12 protein-coding genes are annotated in these 15674 nt (G+C 45.6%); 2 read left to right on the top strand and 10 right to left on the bottom strand.

The window, feature by feature from the left end; genetic code table 11:
* Positions 1-66: 66 nt before the first annotated feature.
* The 8 genes from ACUN27_RS17785 to ACUN27_RS17750 all read right to left on the bottom strand — a co-directional run bounded on the left by ACUN27_RS17785 (position 67) and on the right by ACUN27_RS17750 (position 11879).
* Positions 67-1347 carry an ABC transporter substrate-binding protein gene (locus ACUN27_RS17785; protein ID WP_445559313.1) on the bottom strand — a complete coding sequence of 427 codons (1281 nt, stop codon included), beginning with the start codon at positions 1345-1347 and terminating at the stop codon, positions 67-69.
* Between the two features lie 118 nt (positions 1348-1465).
* Positions 1466-2689: a response regulator transcription factor gene (locus ACUN27_RS17780; RefSeq protein WP_326059656.1), complete on the bottom strand. Its 1224-nt coding sequence runs from the start codon at positions 2687-2689 to the stop codon at positions 1466-1468.
* The gene (locus tag ACUN27_RS17775; protein WP_445559312.1) at positions 2667-4376 is read right to left on the bottom strand and encodes a sensor histidine kinase; all 1710 of its coding nucleotides are present in this window, start codon (positions 4374-4376) and stop codon (positions 2667-2669) included. Before ACUN27_RS17775 ends, ACUN27_RS17780 begins: the two co-directional genes overlap by 23 nt.
* 238 nt (positions 4377-4614) lie before the next feature.
* Positions 4615-6318, bottom strand: coding sequence for an amylo-alpha-1,6-glucosidase (locus tag ACUN27_RS17770; protein ID WP_445559311.1), 1704 nt, complete (start codon positions 6316-6318; stop codon positions 4615-4617).
* 170 nt (positions 6319-6488) lie between these two features.
* Entirely contained in the window at positions 6489-8351 is a 1863-nt protein-coding gene (locus tag ACUN27_RS17765) for an ABC transporter ATP-binding protein (protein ID WP_445559310.1), read from the bottom strand.
* Positions 8348-10108 carry an ABC transporter ATP-binding protein gene (locus tag ACUN27_RS17760; RefSeq protein ID WP_315950527.1) on the bottom strand — a complete coding sequence of 587 codons (1761 nt, stop codon included), beginning with the start codon at positions 10106-10108 and terminating at the stop codon, positions 8348-8350. Before ACUN27_RS17760 ends, ACUN27_RS17765 begins: the two co-directional genes overlap by 4 nt.
* 202 nt (positions 10109-10310) lie before the next feature.
* Complete coding sequence (locus ACUN27_RS17755) at positions 10311-10874, bottom strand: SF0329 family protein (RefSeq protein WP_315950529.1); 564 nt, start codon at positions 10872-10874, stop codon at positions 10311-10313.
* 36 nt (positions 10875-10910) lie between these two features.
* A complete protein-coding gene (locus tag ACUN27_RS17750; RefSeq protein WP_315950530.1) occupies positions 10911-11879 on the bottom strand; it encodes a helix-turn-helix transcriptional regulator in 969 nt (322 codons plus the stop codon).
* Positions 11880-12024: 145 nt separating this feature from the next.
* Between ACUN27_RS17750 and ACUN27_RS17745 the strand changes: the two genes are divergently transcribed.
* Together ACUN27_RS17745 and ACUN27_RS17740 are read left to right on the top strand one after the other, a co-directional pair.
* Positions 12025-12504, top strand: a complete 480-nt coding sequence (locus ACUN27_RS17745) for a hypothetical protein (protein ID WP_445559309.1) — start codon at positions 12025-12027, stop codon at positions 12502-12504.
* Between the two features lie 77 nt (positions 12505-12581).
* Positions 12582-13058, top strand: coding sequence for a GyrI-like domain-containing protein (locus ACUN27_RS17740; protein WP_315950532.1), 477 nt, complete (start codon positions 12582-12584; stop codon positions 13056-13058).
* A gap of 63 nt (positions 13059-13121) precedes the next feature.
* Here the strand turns inward: ACUN27_RS17740 and ilvD are convergent, their stop codons facing one another.
* The gene (gene ilvD, locus ACUN27_RS17735; RefSeq protein WP_326059668.1) at positions 13122-14810 is read right to left on the bottom strand and encodes a dihydroxy-acid dehydratase; all 1689 of its coding nucleotides are present in this window, start codon (positions 14808-14810) and stop codon (positions 13122-13124) included.
* Between the two features lie 20 nt (positions 14811-14830).
* The gene (locus ACUN27_RS17730; protein ID WP_315950536.1) at positions 14831-15496 is read right to left on the bottom strand and encodes a GntR family transcriptional regulator; all 666 of its coding nucleotides are present in this window, start codon (positions 15494-15496) and stop codon (positions 14831-14833) included.
* Positions 15497-15674 lie beyond the last annotated feature (178 nt).

Genomic DNA, 15674 nt, shown 5'->3' with positions numbered 1-15674 from the left:
TTTCCCTGCGTTTGCTTGCTGCGGGTAGGTTTGAGCCATCTCCCTAACCTTCTTTCTGTAGAAATCTTATTTCAAATAACGCTCGCTGTCTTTGACAGCTTGATCCAGCGCTTCCTGTGCATTGCTGCCAAGCACGATAGCTTCTACAGCCGAAGATAGCTGACGGTTTACTTCATTCCACTTGGGATTAAGCAGGAAAGCCGGTGAATTATCCGAACGCTGCAGCATCGTGTAAAACGGCTTGTACAGAGGGTCCTGATCCTTCTTAAGCTCATTGACGACACTTACTCTGACCGGTAAATCCGCTACGCGCATCTTGATCGCTTCATTGGAAACATAATATTTGATAAATTCCCAAGCGAGATCCTTCTGTTTGGAATCCTTTGCAATGGATAGAGCAGATTCAGCAATCACGCCTTTGACCGGTTTGCCTGGAAATGCCGGCATCTCCACTGTGCCTACATCAATCCCTGCTTCCTTGAACGACTCCAACGGCCAGATTCCGCTTTCCCACATTGCAATCTTGCCTCCTTTGAAGATATCCTCACCGCTTTGCTGTCCTTTGCCTCCGCTCAGTACGGCCGAACCGTTCTTGACCATATCGCCGAACATTTGAATGGCTCCGGCTGTTGCTTTACTGTTCATAAACCCGTTAATCGTCTTGCCGTCATTAGAGATATAGGAGCCGCCATTGCTCCATACAAACCCTTGCAGATCGTACGTATCATTATCCGCTCGAACACCGAACCCATATTGTTTCTTGGCTTTATCCGTCAGTTTCTTGGAGATCTCCCGGAAATCGTCCCATGTCCAGCCGTCCTTCGGATAAGGAATCTTGGCATCATCAAACATCTTTTTGTTGTAATACACGACCCGAGTCGTGAAACCAGCCGGGATTCCATAGAGTTTGTTATCAATCGTTGCGTAATTGAACAAACCTTTGTAGAAATCATCCTTCTTCAAGTCTTTGTCCCCGTCGGCATAGCTGCCCAGGGGTTCAAGCGATTGATGATACGTTGGGAAATCCCACATGTACATCACATCGGGAGGATTCGTAGCGCCGAAGCCCGCAGCTAGCTTCTGGTCGAAACCGTCGGCGTATGCTTCTACCTGAACCTTCGTTCCGGGATGGTTGACTTCGAACTTCTTCGCTATATCTTGCTCGATCTTCAGCGCATCCCCGGTATCCCATGTAGCGAATCGAAGCGTCTTCTCTGTAGCAGCATCGTTACCTTTCGCCGGTTGTGTCGCTTTGCTAGTCGTACCCTCGTTATTGCTGCTGCATGCTGAAAGCGTCGTTACCGCCATTGCTGTTGTAAGAACAATGAGTGAAAGTTTCTTGTTCATGCTGTCAGCTCCCCTCTCCGTGAATGAGTAGATAATAATTGAACCGCTTTCATCATAACTAAAATGAAAGCGGTTCAAAACCGTTAACTATTCGAATGTTTGAGCATTTTTGTTCGATTCACCGAGATGGGTGTCCATATGTTCGGAGTGTGCCGTCCTTATGTTCGGCGCGGTACTGACTTGGCGTTTGGCCTGTGCAGCGTTTGAACCATTTGCTGAAATATTTGCTGTCTCCAAGCCCCGTACGCTCAGCAATCTCCTGCATTGTAAGCGGCGTATCCTTTAATAATCCGTAAGCAAGCTTAAGCTTGCGTTTGTACTGAAAAGCCACGAAACTGTCTCCCAGCGTCTTCTTAAAAATAATAGAAAAGTGACTACGGCTGAGACCAACCTGACCCGCCACATCGCTGACAGACCACTCGGCCGCTGGATTGTCATGCAGCAGTTTAACCGCTTTCCAGATCGGTTCCGGCCAATCTTCAGCTGTTACGCCATAGATTTTCTCTATTTCCGCTGCTTTATGCAGCGCTAAGAACGCATCAAGACGTTCCTGTGTGCTTGTAAGCGGTCCTTTTCTGGCCCACTGCAGCTTCGCGTTCTCGCTCTTTCTCTCCACAAGTAAGCTCTTCGAAGCATTCAGAAGGGATTCGGGCAATAAATAGTAGCAACGCTCATCCCCATAAGGAACGACTGCCCCTTTACATAGTTGTGGATCTTCTTCTATCGCATCCTTTAACCGTTTAAGCCACGATGCTTCACATCCGGAAGTCTTGATGAGATAGACATAAACCGGTTCACCCTGGAAAGACCACGCATCATGCGTTCGTTTCTCCATCTCCCCAATAAATTTGTCATTATGGCCATTCAGCCAGGCATAGAGCAGGGTACCCAGTCGCTCATCGTCAACTTCACTGCCAATTGATTGGGCAACCGCCGGTGCCGAAGGAGTCATCGTAAGCTCATGTTGAAACTTCGCCAGCATGCCTTCCAGCTCTTCATCCTCGAAGGCGGTTTTGAGGAGATAACCAGCTGCTCCAAGCTTTATTCCTTGCTGCGCATACTCGAAATCCCGGTGACAGCTGAGCAAAATAATCTTCGTATCGGGAGCTGTTTCCTTAACTCGGCGTGATAATTCAATTCCATCCATTTCAGGCATAACAATGTCAGTAATGACAACTTGAGGCCGATGCTCCAGGAAGGCTTCCCAAGCTTTGCGGCCATTCGAGGCGTCCGCCACCACTTCCATTCCGTATTTATCCCAAGGAACCGTAGAACGAAGTCCTTTACGGACGATACTCTCGTCATCTACGATAATTACCTTAATGGTCTTGATTGTTTCCATGCGGACTCTCCTCCTTCTTAGGCCATTCTATGATGATTGTTGTTCCTTCACCTTGGATAGATTGCACAGTTAGCCCGTGCTGCAAGCCAAAATGCAGCTTGAATTTCTGATCTGCATTTTGCACTCCCAAGCCGCCCCTGCCCTTGCGTTTCTTCTCGCTTGGCCGAAGCAGTTGGTTTAGCTTTTCCGCAGGAATCCCTGCTCCATTATCGGATAATGTAAGGCGTAAATATGTGCCTTCATCCCGAACGGTTAAACGGATCACGCCTTCGCCGTCTTCAAAGCCATGGAAGAAAATATTCTCGAACAACGGCTGCAAAGTCATGCGGGGAATTAAATATCTCTCGAGCATCTTATCGCAAGCTAGTTCATACTCGAATACGGGACCATAACGGATTTCTTGAATTTTCAGAAAATGCTCAATCATTCGCAGCTCGCGACCTAGCGGTATCAGCTCCTGCGAGATATCCAGATTTCCTTCTAGCACCATCGTGAGATGGTATAGCATCTGGCGTATATCCTCCGCTCCCTGAAGTCTGGCTTTCCATTGGATGGAGTTGAGTGTATTGAAAAGCAAATGCGGGTTAATTTGATAATGAAAAGCCTTCAACTCCGCTTCCTTCTTGAGCCGCTCGCTGCTTTCAACCTCGCTGATCAAAGTCTGTATACCACCCACCATATTGTTAAAGCTTGTATCCAAAATGCCCAGCTCATCCTTGGCTTCGACCAGAGTCCTCGTATGCAGCTTTCCGAAGCTGACCTTCTGCATCGCATCCTTAAGACGGCGAATCCTCGCAGTTAATCGGGTAGAGAATAGATACGCAAGTCCGAAGGCCAGCAAACATGAAGCAACAGCAACCATAATCGTATTCGATCTTATAATGCTGGAGGAGCGATAAAACGAATGGGCAGGCAACCTCGCCTCGATCGTCCATTGATTTGCCGCAAGTGTTTTGTTCCAAACAATATCCCTGGTTTGCGGTGTGAAGGCAGCTGCCGTCTCATAGATAATGCGGCCCGACGGATCTGCTATGCGGAGATGAGCCTTCGTATCATTTTCAAACAGCCTGAACATATGAAGCAAATCTTCCGCATTTTCCTCAATAAGAATTTTGCTGCCCCGCAGCGCTCCGTATGGATTGTTAATCGGCACTGCTAGGCCTAGAACTGTCATCCCGGAATCTTCCGTTTCCTTCATCCCATGATTCTGAGCATAGAATCCCAACCAGTACTTCCCTTTATTCGCCTCGGACATGGATTGCCAAGCTGGGATATGGCTAAGCTTCGATACATCGAGATTATTTTCTCCATAATAGTAACCAGAGCTGGTGATAATGTAGATGCCTGTCGTCCGATCGGTTTTAAGCGCTTTCAGAAGGACTTCGAAATCATTCTTATCCATAATTTCTTTGTAGGTCGTCGGAACCTGATCCCCTAGATCAACCCTCGCAGGATCAAGTAAATAGGAATAAACGGTCTCTGTCGTCTGATTCATCCGGTTCAAATAAGAACTCATCTGCTGCTCCAACTGCGCCACAGCGTTCTCCCCGTATTTGCCAAATTGAGAATTAATAACCTTCGCAGATTGATAGTAAGACAAAGCCCCAAGAGAGAGCAGCGGAATAATCGTCACAATGAGAAAACAGAAGAGCAGCTTCGTTAGCATGCTTCGATAATAGCTAGACAAAAGGCGGAAGTTAAAACGCTTATGCAAATAACCTTTGATGATCGCACCCTCCTTCCAGCTTCTCTGAAAAATCTTACTCTTAAGTGTAGCATGGAACACTTTCAGCGAACAATGTATCTTCCATCCATGCAAGTCCGAGTAACTGACAATGGCTTCACCCTTTTGAGATGGACCCCCGAAACGGCAAAAGCACCTCCCCTCTGCTATTTTTTATAACAGGAGGAAGTGCAGATTTCATTTAATTGGTGTACTCATTACCTAAAATTAAGAATACGCTCGATGTCCATGTAAAAGCCCGATCACGCAAGCCTTGTCCCGTAATCGCGTCAAAGTTCTCGGCCATTCCACTGCGATCCAACATGCGGCAGAATCGATGCGCCACCTCTTCTGCCAGCTCGCGATCACCCGCTGCAGCTACTCCTTCTACGAGTAACATCGTTGACGGCGCCCAGATCGGACCACGCCAATAGCCGTCCGGATGATAGAATGGACTTTTCACGCTTTCAGTCGCCCAACCATGACGGGTTAAGAAACGGTCATCCTCCCGTAGCCCCTTCAGCAAAGCTGTGCGGATCTGCTCAGGTAGACGTTTGCCCAGAAGAATAGGAACAAACAGGAGGAGGCTGTCCCCTTCTGACAATTCGTGCGTGCCGGAGCGGCAGGCCCTGAAGCGGTCATCCTTCCAGAAATGACTAATCATTTTATCGAGTGTGCCCTCTGCAAGTTGTCGCCATTCTTTTGCATCTTCTGCATGTCCGAGCAGTCCCGCAATCTCAGCAAGCAGTTCTGCTTGGAGAATGAGAAAGGCCGCTAAATCCGGGCTTTCTACAGGAATGCCAGTATTGAAAGCTGTGCTGTTGTCCCAGCCAGAATCATTCCCGTGATTGTATTGCGGAATGCCATCTCCGTCGCCGTCGCGGTAGCGGAACCACCATTTCGTCCATTTGGATAGCGGCTCATAGACCTCCCTAAGCTGCGCTTCCTTAATATAATCCGTTCTGGCCATCATCCAAGACAGCGTCCAACCGTGTATCGGCGGCTTGTTGCAGTTCCACAGTTCAAACTTGTTGTTGATAAAATCCGGAAGCAAACCGCTCTCATCCTGGCGGTCAAAGAAAATCATGAATTGATCCCATGCCAGCTGCGGATCATGGCGAACAAGCGCCATCGCGTTGAAGCAGTGGTCCCAGCTCCAAATATTCGTCATCCAGTTCTTCGACATATACATCGCCGGCCTGGTCAGGCACCCTTCTGCCGGAACGATACAAGACCAAGTGATATAAGCCGCGAGTTCCCTACTTTCATGCCAGCGCTCAGGCAGAGGCAGAGAGCGATCCAGCCATTCATTAAACTCTTCCTTTACTTGCTTCACTGCGTCATCGTAGGATTCCCATGTCATGCGCGGTTCCCACACGGTGTGAAATTCCTCTACCGCAAACTCAGCAATGCCCGATTTGCTGTCAGGTAAGAAGTCTGCAATTACGTAGGAGCTTTTGATTTTGTCCCATGGCACTTCCATCTTCAAATCACCAACTAGCGCTGTCAGCATGAACCTGCATTCATGGGTGAAACTGTTCACTTCCCAGCTGCTGGAAGTTGCTTGATACGCATAATCGTACGCAGCCGTGCGGAAAGTTAAACGAATTCCACAGTCATTCGTACGAATCCGAAATGTTCGGCGATTAGAGATACAAATCTCAGCGCTTAAGCCGGTCGGCGATTCCAACCGGATCTGCTCTGGGCAAGCTGTTGCCTCGAATGACACGGATTGACCCCTTTCATCTAACATTTCGATATGAAACGCTTCGCCGAATTTATCGTCTCCGCCACGAACGGTGCGCAGATACAGGCCTTGTTGTCTATCTTGGGCTTCAGGCAGAATCGAAATCGCTAAGAAGGATTCTCTCCGGCTGAAAGGTACAACGTTCAGGTCAAAGTTCATGATCAATTCTCCTTTACGAAAGCAGTATGCGCTTTCATTGTACCGAATGGAGAACAGGTGAGAGAACCGACAGTTGTTAGTGATGGATAGGTAATTTGTTGCCTACTGAGAGTTGTTAGGGGTCGAGGGGTCATTTTGTTCGGTCAGAGTAGTCTTATTGTTTGGAATAACTACGCCAATTGTTCAAATTGGCTGTTATAGAGCTCCGCGTAGAATCCACCTTTATCCAACAACTCCTCATGATTGCCGCTTTCGATGATGTCGCCGCCTTTCATGACCAGAATCAGATCGGAGTTTTTGATAGTCGAAAGCCTATGCGCGATTACAAAAGAGGTTCTACCTTCCGTTAGTTTTTCCATGGCTGTTTGCACGATGCGTTCGGTTCGGGTATCTACAGAGCTGGTAGCTTCGTCCAGAATGAGTAGCGGCGCATTTTGAATCATTGCTCGCGCAATGGTAATAAGCTGCTTTTGCCCTTCAGACAGACTTGCCTTGTCGTTCAAAACGGTATTGTATGTATCAGGTAAAACTTTAATGAAATGGTGTAGGCCGACGGTCTTACAGGCATTGACGACTTGCTCATCCGTAACGCCTTGCTTGCTGTAAACGATATTTTCTTTGATTGTGCCTTCGAACAGCCATGAATCCTGCAATACGATTCCAAATTGCTGATGGACATTTTCCCTCGTCACCTGATTAGTCGGCATGCCATCCAGCAGGATTTCGCCGCCGTCCAACTCATAAAACCGCATGAGCAGATTGATGATAGTGGTCTTGCCCGCGCCAGTTGGGCCGACAATAGCTACCTTTTGTCCTGCCTTTATCTGAATCGAAAAATCATGGATAATTATTTTTTCAGGCACATACCCAAATTTAACGTTCTTAAACTCAACATTGCCCTTTACGTTTTGCAGGGTTTTTACCTTTTGGCTCTCGTCAGTAAGCTCTTGCTCATCCAAAAATTCAAAGACGCGCTCTCCGGCCGCTGCTGTCCTCTGCAGATTGTTCATTGCTTGCGCCAACTGTGAAAGCGGCTGCGTAAAGAGGCGGATATACAGCATGAACGCGACAATGACCCCAAAAGAAATGCTTCCGTTCAACGCTAAAGCTGCGCCTACCACGCAAACGGCTACATACCCGATATTTCCGATAAAGCCCATCAGCGGCATCATCAAGCCCGATAAAAATTGCGACTTCCATGCGCTTTGGTACAGATCTCCATTGAATTTTTCAAAGGTTTTCTTTGCCTCTTTGCCGCCGTTATAAACCTTCACGACATGGTGTCCAGCATAGATTTCCTCAATGTGTCCGTTGATGCTTCCGAGCCCCGCTTGCTGGGCGATAAAAAATTTTTGTGATATTTTTGCGATGATCATCATCAAAGCAAAGCCTATTAGACTTGAGCCCACAGCGGTCAAGGCCAGAATCCAACTGTTATAAAACATCATAATAAGCGAGCCAACAAACATCGCAATTGCGGTAACCAACTGTCCGATGCTTTGGTTCATGGATTGCCCAATGGCATCCACGTCGTTTGTGACGCGGCTGAGTATATCGCCATTGCTCGTTCTGTCGAAATATTTGAGGGGCAAGCGGTTGATTTTTTGAGAAATATCCGTACGCATTGATTTTGATATTCTCTGTGTTACGGTCGCCATGATATAGCTCTGCGCAAAACTCAAGATCGTTGAGCCTGCATAGAAGAACACAAGAAGCCAGGCAATGTTTACAACCGTATGAATGTCAATACTGCCCTGCACCGGCACACCTTTGATCATGGCGGGAAGCCCTTTGGCAATCTCGTTCGTCATGTCCTTGATTTTATCGGGTCCAATAATCTGCAACACAGTACCGCCGGCAGCCATCACAAGTGCAATTAGGATAGCTGGTAGATAAGACTTACAATACCGTATCAATTTTATCCAGGTCGCTTTGAAATTTTTCGATTTCTCAACTGGGGCGCCCATCCTGCCTTGGCCTCCCATACCGCCGGGGCCACCCATTGCTGGCCTGTTTTTGGTGTTTTCACTCATGACACAAGCTCCTCCTCACTAAGTTGTGACATCGCAATTTCTTTATAAACATCGCAAGTCGCAAGAAGCTCTTTATGCGTCCCCTTCCCGACCACTTTACCATCGTCGAGTACAATAATCTGGTCAGCATCCATAATGGTACCGATACGCTGCGCGACAATCATGCTTGTAACCCCTGCCGTTTCTTTCTTTAGTGCGCTGCGCAGCACACGGTCCGTTTTGTAATCCAGTGCGGAAAAACTATCGTCAAAAATATATATTTCCGGGTTTCGGCTAATAGCGCGGGCAATAGACAGCCTTTGTTTCTGGCCTCCTGACAAGTTTGTACCGCCTTGAGAAATGGCCGCGTCATATTGCCCTTCCATTGCTTCAATAAAATCCGTTCCCTGAGCAATGGAAATGGCTTTTTTTATTTGATCCGCCGTAGTGGCATCTTTTCCATTATCGCCGTATCCCACATTTGAACTGACTGTACCTCTGAACAGTACAGCCTTTTGCGGAACATAACCGATTTTATTGTATAAGGCTTCTTCGGCATACTCCTTCACATTCACGCCGTCAATTAGTACTTCGCCCTCTGTGGCGTCAAAGAAGCGTGGAACCAGATTGACGAGTGTCGATTTGCCGCTGCCCGTGGAACCGATAAAGGCGACGGTCTCACCTTGCTTAACTGAAAAACTGACATTATGTAAAACATAGTCCGCCGCTCCGGGATATTTAAAACTAACATTTTTGAACTCGACCTCACCGAACGACCCTGGCTTCCCTTCGGTTAGTGAACCATCGGCAATAATCGGCTGTGTATCCAGCACCTCATTGATACGCTTAGCTGACACGGCTGCTCTTGGCAGCAGGACAAACATCATGGCCAACATCATAAATGACATCACGACCTGCATGGCGTAGGATGAAAATACAACCATGTTGGAAAAAATAGTAAGCTTATCTGTTACTTGCGCCGAATCGATCAGATATGCGCCAATCCAATAAATCGAAAGTGACAAGCCGCTCATGATCATGCTCATCACTGGCAGCATAAATGCCAAACCACGGCTTGTGTACAGTTGAGTCGCCGTCAGTTCCTCGTTGGCTTTTTCAAACTTTGCCTCTTGGTAATCGTCAGCATTATAGGCACGAACTACGCGAATTCCGGTGAGGTTTTCACGGGTAACCTTGTTCATGTTATCCGTAAGGGTCTGCATTTTTCGGAATTTCGGTAATACAAAAATCATAATAAAAGCGATTACAACAACCAGAATCAACACTGCGCATCCGGTTGCTAGTGACCATTCATAGCCCTTGCCCGCGATTTTTGTGACCGCCCATACCGCCATAATAGGTGCTTTGATGATAAGTTGTAATCCCATTGTTACCAGCAATTGAATTTGCGTGATGTCGTTTGTAGAACGTGTGATTAAGCTGGAGGTAGAAAATCGATTGATTTCTTCCATCGAAAAAGAATCTACCTTGTTAAACAGCAAAGTGCGAAGCTGCCGTGAGAACGACGCTGCGATAAGGGAGGCAAAGAATCCTACAATGACGGCTGACAGTAAACTTCCAAGCGCGCAGAGCAGCATATATCCTCCGTGAATCCAAATGTTGCTTATGGCGCTGCCTGGTGTCTGTACCAGTCGGGTAATCTCGGACATATAATCCGGTAGCTTCAGATCGAGATACACCTGTGCGACAATAAACACGAGGCTGATCAGGACTTGAATCCATTCTTTTAATCTTAGTTTTGTAAAGATTCTTAACATCAGTAAAGCAATCCCCCGTTTTATATAATGGAAGTACTGAGCGTTTGTCATTGCTGCTATTGCGGTTTTAGTTCCGTTTTCTGGTAATAAACAATATTATGTTGCAGCTATCTTACAATTATTCAAATCAGCAAAGCGCAGCAATACTTCTTCTGCAATCGGAGCATAAAAAAAACCGCCATTATGGCGGTTTTGATTCGGATTATAAGGTACGAAGTCGTAGTTCAAAAAAATACTGCACAATCGGATGCTTTAACTTCATCTTATCGGTCATGTTCATCATTCGCTTTTTTCCAACTCTTCTGTCTACTAAAGCTAAAATATTCAATAAAATATCGTTGCTTTCTAAGCTTTCCTCTATAGAAATGGATAAAAACTTAGTAGCAATGACGTTAAAATTTGATTTGCTTAAGGTTGACTGTGCTGAAAAAAGCTCTTTTGCATAATCCGATATTTTTCTACTTCTCGCTATCACTTTTAAACGATCCTCCGGAACATTCCCTTTGGTCTCTTTTCTGACCGCTTCGATTTCATCATTGCTGATAGGAATTTGGATATCTGAATCATTCTTTATTTCCAATTCCGTCTGATACCATCTGATTAATGTATCACTCATGTTGAGTACGTTTTTTTTATCAACTGCGATATAACAAAGTCCTGCTTTGTCCGGTAAATAGCGATAGCTCGTTGAAAGGTATTCGACCCTTCCATGCAGCGCAGGACTGAGAAAACTCTCCAGTTGTTGTTTCAATTTACTCCAGGCCATTTCGTCCTCCTAATATTACAAAACACCTATTAAAGCTCAGTTAAATCGCAAAGCGGCTAAACGCTCTTCCAAAATCACACGCAGTTCATCAGGAATCCGTACATACTCGACCCCTTTTCCCAAAAACAAAAGCCAATCCGCATAATACGCAAGCGCCTCGTTATCTGCCACATCCAACTGAACATTGAAAGTCCCGCTCGACTGAAACATCCCCGTTAAGGACAAAATGATCCCAGGCGGGTGCATACGCTTATAGCGCTGAATCCCAATGGTATCAAGTTTCACAACTAGATTGGCTTCACGTGCACGAAGCAGTTTCTTGTCCAAAATCTCTTGTTCTGTCCACTTCATCTCCTGCTTAGAAATGGCCGAATCCCTCAGCATCTCAACAGGCAAATAACGAAACTCATCCGTATCAAAATCATATACCTCGACCAGCCACTTAGCGTTCGAATTAAATATATGTAGTAAATAAACATCCAGCAACTGCGGCCAGCCCAGATTCATTTCATAAGTCACACGTAAATGTTTATCTCGCACAGCAAGCGAAATCAGCTGGTTTAGCTCGGCAGGCGCCGCATCATCAAGCTCCAGAAGATTCGGATTTGCGGGATTTGTATTTTCGAAAAGCAAGATATTATTGAGCTCGATCAGCTCGTCTTGCTGAGTTTGCGACGCGATACCGATAAGTTTTTCAGTGATTGAGCGGCGATTATGGAGATAAGGCAGCTGCGAATTTTTTGAGGCGATAAAGCTGATAAAAATCGCTTTCAACTCTTCTGGCGTGAAGCGGGCAGCGGGCAGATACTGATTTTGCAGGACAAAGTATCCGCCACCACGCCCAAGCTCGGACGTCAACGGAAAACCCATCGCTTGAATCTCGTTGATATCGCGGATCGCCGTCGCGCGGGAAATCTTGAACTCTTGCTGTATCTCAGCAATTGTAAAGTGCGCACGGTTATTGATGTAACGCATGATCAGGTTCACTCGTTCTGTTTTTTTCATGATTTTATTATATCAAAAATGTAGCATTAAATGTCAGGACAAACGTATTTACATGTTCGGGTCCAATAAAAAGTATCACTTTTTGATACATTTGACTAATAAGATCAGTCTTGTAAACAATAACCCCCTCAAAGGAGAGAACAAAATGACTAACTACTCCATTAAAACAATCTCAGAAAACTACAAAATGACGGCTTTTGGTGTTTCATTTGATGACTACAATGACTGGGCAGGAAATGCAGCAAAAACTGCAGCGAAGAAAGCTGAAATCACAGAAAACGGCAAGCTTGCTGAGCTTCTCGCACTCGCTGGCGGGCAAGAATATCAAATCAACTACAACCTCGACCGCAAGCCTTGGCGCGGCTTCGGCGTAATGGGCGAGTTCAACGTAGAAGGCGCAGTTGTCCTCGAATTCCTCGCTGGCGATTACCTTGTCGTGCCTGGCACAGGCGCTGACAAAGACCGCCTTGCTGACGAAATCACAGGCAAAGTTTTCGGGGGCCTCCTCCAAGAAATCACAGAATATAAATACGTTGGTCCTGGTAACTCAACATTCGTTAAAGCAATTGATACAGGTGAATTCTACGGGGAAATGTGGCTTCGTGTCATGAAAGTTGAAAAATAATCCTTGTCAAATCTTTCAAAATCAATACAATGGAGCCTGACTTCCCAAAAATTATATCGGATAAAAGGAGCATTCACATGGCAGAATACACACTTGAACACAAAAAATCATTCACATTAACCGCTTATGGTTTTTCAATCCAGTCGAATTTTCAAGACATGCCGGCTATGCAAAAAGAAAAAACCGAGTTTTGGGATAAACTTAAAGCTGACGGGCGTTTTAATAAGCTCAAAGACGCTGCAAAAGATGATCGCGAATGGTCTGTCAATGAGGTCTATCAAGGAAAACCATGGAATTATTTCGCAGTAGAAGCTGGAAAATCAGTGACTGACGCAACGCGTATCATCGAGTTTCCAGAGAGTGAATACATCGTGGTCGCAGGAAATGGCGAAAAGGAATCTTTATTTGATCAGTTGACTTACCGTGCATTTGGCGAAGTCTTGTCTCAAATCACAGATTATGCTTACATCGGTGGTCCAAATGCGACTTATCGCAAAGATAACCGTGACGGCACTTTCTACGGCGAATTTTGGGTGCCAGTGGTTAAAAAATAATCAGCATGACAAAGGCAGCCATTTTGTTGGCTGCCTTTTGCTATACCTGAGTTTAAAGCCTGCTTAGAATAAATCTGTAACGGCCCCTTTGGAAGCAGATGAAACTAATCTGGCATATTTACTGAGAACACCATGACTAAATTTCAATTGTGGCTGAACCCATTCACTCTTGCGTTTCGCTAACTCTTCATCTGAAACTTCAAAGGAAATTTCTTGTGTTTCACTATCGATGGTAATGTTGTCACCTTCTTGCAGAAGAGCAATGGGTCCACCTACTTGCGCTTCTGGCGCTACATGGCCTACTACAAAACCGTGTGAGCCACCTGAAAATCGGCCATCCGTAATGAGTGCAACTTCTCCACCAAATCCTTTCCCGACAATTAAAGCGGTAACTGAAAGCATCTCTGGCATACCAGGTCCACCCTTCGGTCCGCAGTATCGAATAACTAACACATCTCCTTTGCGGATTTGCTTTTGTACTATCGCCTCTGTAGCCTCTGCCTCGCTGTCATATACGCGTGCAGGACCAGTAAAACGAGCCTTTTTCATTCCTGACATTTTGGCAATTGCACCTTCCGGCGCCAAATTTCCCTTTAGAACGACCAACGGTCCACTAGTTTTTAGGGGATTATCAAAAGGTCGAATAATGTCCTGATTTTCATGCAAAGGTTCTGAAGCTGCCAGATTCTCTGCTAAAGTTTTTCCAGTAATCGTCATGCAATCCCCATGGAGAAGACCCTGTTCAAGAAGAAGCTTCATCACACCCGGTACACCCCCAACATCACTTAGGTCCTGCATGACATACTTTCCACTCGGTTTAAGATCTGCTATGTGCGGCACTTTGACGCGAATACGTTCGAAATCATCATAGGTTAACTCCACTTGTACGGAGTGTGCAATCGCAATAAGGTGCAAGAAGGCATTCGTAGAGCCACCGAGTGCCATTACAAGCGTTATCGCATTTTCAAATGCTTTCTTTGTCATGATATCACGGGGATAAATCCCCTTCTCAAGTAGTTCGAGTACTTGCTCACCGGCTTTTTCGCATTCCAATGCTTTTTGAGGTGATACCGCTGATGTGGAAGATGATCCTGGTAAACTCATGCCTAATGCTTCTGCCGCAGATGCCATTGTGTTAGCTGTATACATGCCTCCGCAAGCACCAGCTCCAGGACAAGCGTTGCACTCTACGTTGTGAAGCTCCTCATCCGTCATTTTTCCATCATGATATAAGCCTACTGCTTCAAAAGCACTAACAATATCAACGTCTTTCCCATCTAACTTTCCAGGTTGAATGGTTCCCCCATACACATAAACCGCAGGCAAATTCAGTCGGCCAATGGCCATTAAACATGCTGGTGTATTCTTATCGCATCCGCCTATAGCAACAAGTGCATCGAAACGCTCGGCATTCGTAACAATCTCAATAGAGTCTGCAATAGCTTCACGGCTTGGTAAAGAGTACAACATCCCGTCATGCCCCATCGATATTCCGTCTGAAACCGTAATGGTGTTAAAAATCAGAGGAGCACCACCATGAAGTTGAATTCCCTTCTTCGCTGCAAGCGCTAACGAATCAATATGCATGTTACATGGGGTTACTTCACTCCACGTACTGGCTACCCCAATCATCGGCTTCTTGAAATCGTCGTCTTTAAAACCTACAGCCCTAAGCATAGCGCGATTAGGAACGCGATTGACTCCCTCACTGATAACTTTGCTTCGAATTCTTAAATCTTTTTGATCAAACATTCACATCAATCCTTTCAATATTAGATTAGGGCATACAGTTCATGCATAGGTCTTATTAAGTTTTGTTTCATATGTGCGGCAGCTGTTTCAGCGTCTTTCTCCTCCAAAGCTAAAATGATTGATGCGTGCTCTTCAACTGAAGCAAGTGTTCCCGTAATTGGCTGTTTTAAAAAGACATACTTAAATCTTCTTATATGGATTTGCAATGATGTACTGAATGACGCGATATACGCATTATCCCCTACATCAACAATTAAATTATGAAACTGCTCATCAAGTTCCATAGCTTGGTAGGTCTGTCCATTGTGGATGGCTTGGGCGAATTGCTGATTTATTGCTTTTAAGTCCTCAATCTGTTCAAGGGTAATAAGGTTTGCCGCGTATTCGGCAGCCAAAGAATAGAGGGCAGCGAGTGTCGGGTAAAGCTTAAGAATATCATCTTTTTCTATATTCGTTACTCTTGTTTCTTTGCCCGGAAACATCGAGACAAGACCTTGCATTTCCAAAAGCTGAAAGGCTTCCCTGATTGGAGTTCTGCTAACAGCTAAAGATTCTGCGAGTTCAGCATCAATTAATTTTTCGCCCGGCACAAGTGTCCCTTCAATGATCCATCTCTGAATTTGAGTTAATGCTCGTTCTTTCGCTGATATTCGAGTAGGTGAAGAGAAATTATGGGGTATTGGCATGAGCAATCTCCTTTTTGTTGCTATATGTATATGCAATATATCGCATTTCGGAGTTGGATGCAATGAGATATTTATTTTCCAGACTGTCGGGATTGTAAGGCGCGAAAAATTGAGTGAGTCTTTTAAATAAAAAACGGGCAATCCGTCATTGCGGATTACCCGTCACTTCTATTTAAAC

The sequence above is a fragment of the Paenibacillus sp. WC2504 genome (genome assembly GCF_052682475.1).
This window is presented reverse-complemented; position numbering and strand designations above follow the sequence as displayed.

Bases quoted from the DNA above. Each gene is read 5' to 3' on its own strand.
- ACUN27_RS17785 (WP_445559313.1), bottom strand. From the start codon at position 1,347: ATGAACAAGAAACTTTCACTCATTGTTCTTACAACAGCAATGGCGGTA.
- ACUN27_RS17780 (WP_326059656.1), bottom strand. From the start codon at position 2,689: ATGGAAACAATCAAGACCATTAAGGTAATTATCGTAGATGACGAGAGT.
- ACUN27_RS17770 (WP_445559311.1), bottom strand. From the start codon at position 6,318: ATGAACTTTGACCTGAACGTTGTACCTTTCAGCCGGAGAGAATCCTTC.
- ACUN27_RS17765 (WP_445559310.1), bottom strand. From the start codon at position 8,351: ATGAGTGAAAACACCAAAAACAGGCCAGCAATGGGTGGCCCCGGCGGT.
- ACUN27_RS17760 (WP_315950527.1), bottom strand. From the start codon at position 10,108: ATGTTAAGAATCTTTACAAAACTAAGATTAAAAGAATGGATTCAAGTC.
- ACUN27_RS17755 (WP_315950529.1), bottom strand. From the start codon at position 10,874: ATGGCCTGGAGTAAATTGAAACAACAACTGGAGAGTTTTCTCAGTCCT.
- ACUN27_RS17750 (WP_315950530.1), bottom strand. From the start codon at position 11,879: ATGAAAAAAACAGAACGAGTGAACCTGATCATGCGTTACATCAATAAC.
- ACUN27_RS17745 (WP_445559309.1), top strand. From the start codon at position 12,025: ATGACTAACTACTCCATTAAAACAATCTCAGAAAACTACAAAATGACG.
- ACUN27_RS17740 (WP_315950532.1), top strand. From the start codon at position 12,582: ATGGCAGAATACACACTTGAACACAAAAAATCATTCACATTAACCGCT.
- ilvD (WP_326059668.1), bottom strand. From the start codon at position 14,810: ATGTTTGATCAAAAAGATTTAAGAATTCGAAGCAAAGTTATCAGTGAG.
- ACUN27_RS17730 (WP_315950536.1), bottom strand. From the start codon at position 15,496: ATGCCAATACCCCATAATTTCTCTTCACCTACTCGAATATCAGCGAAA.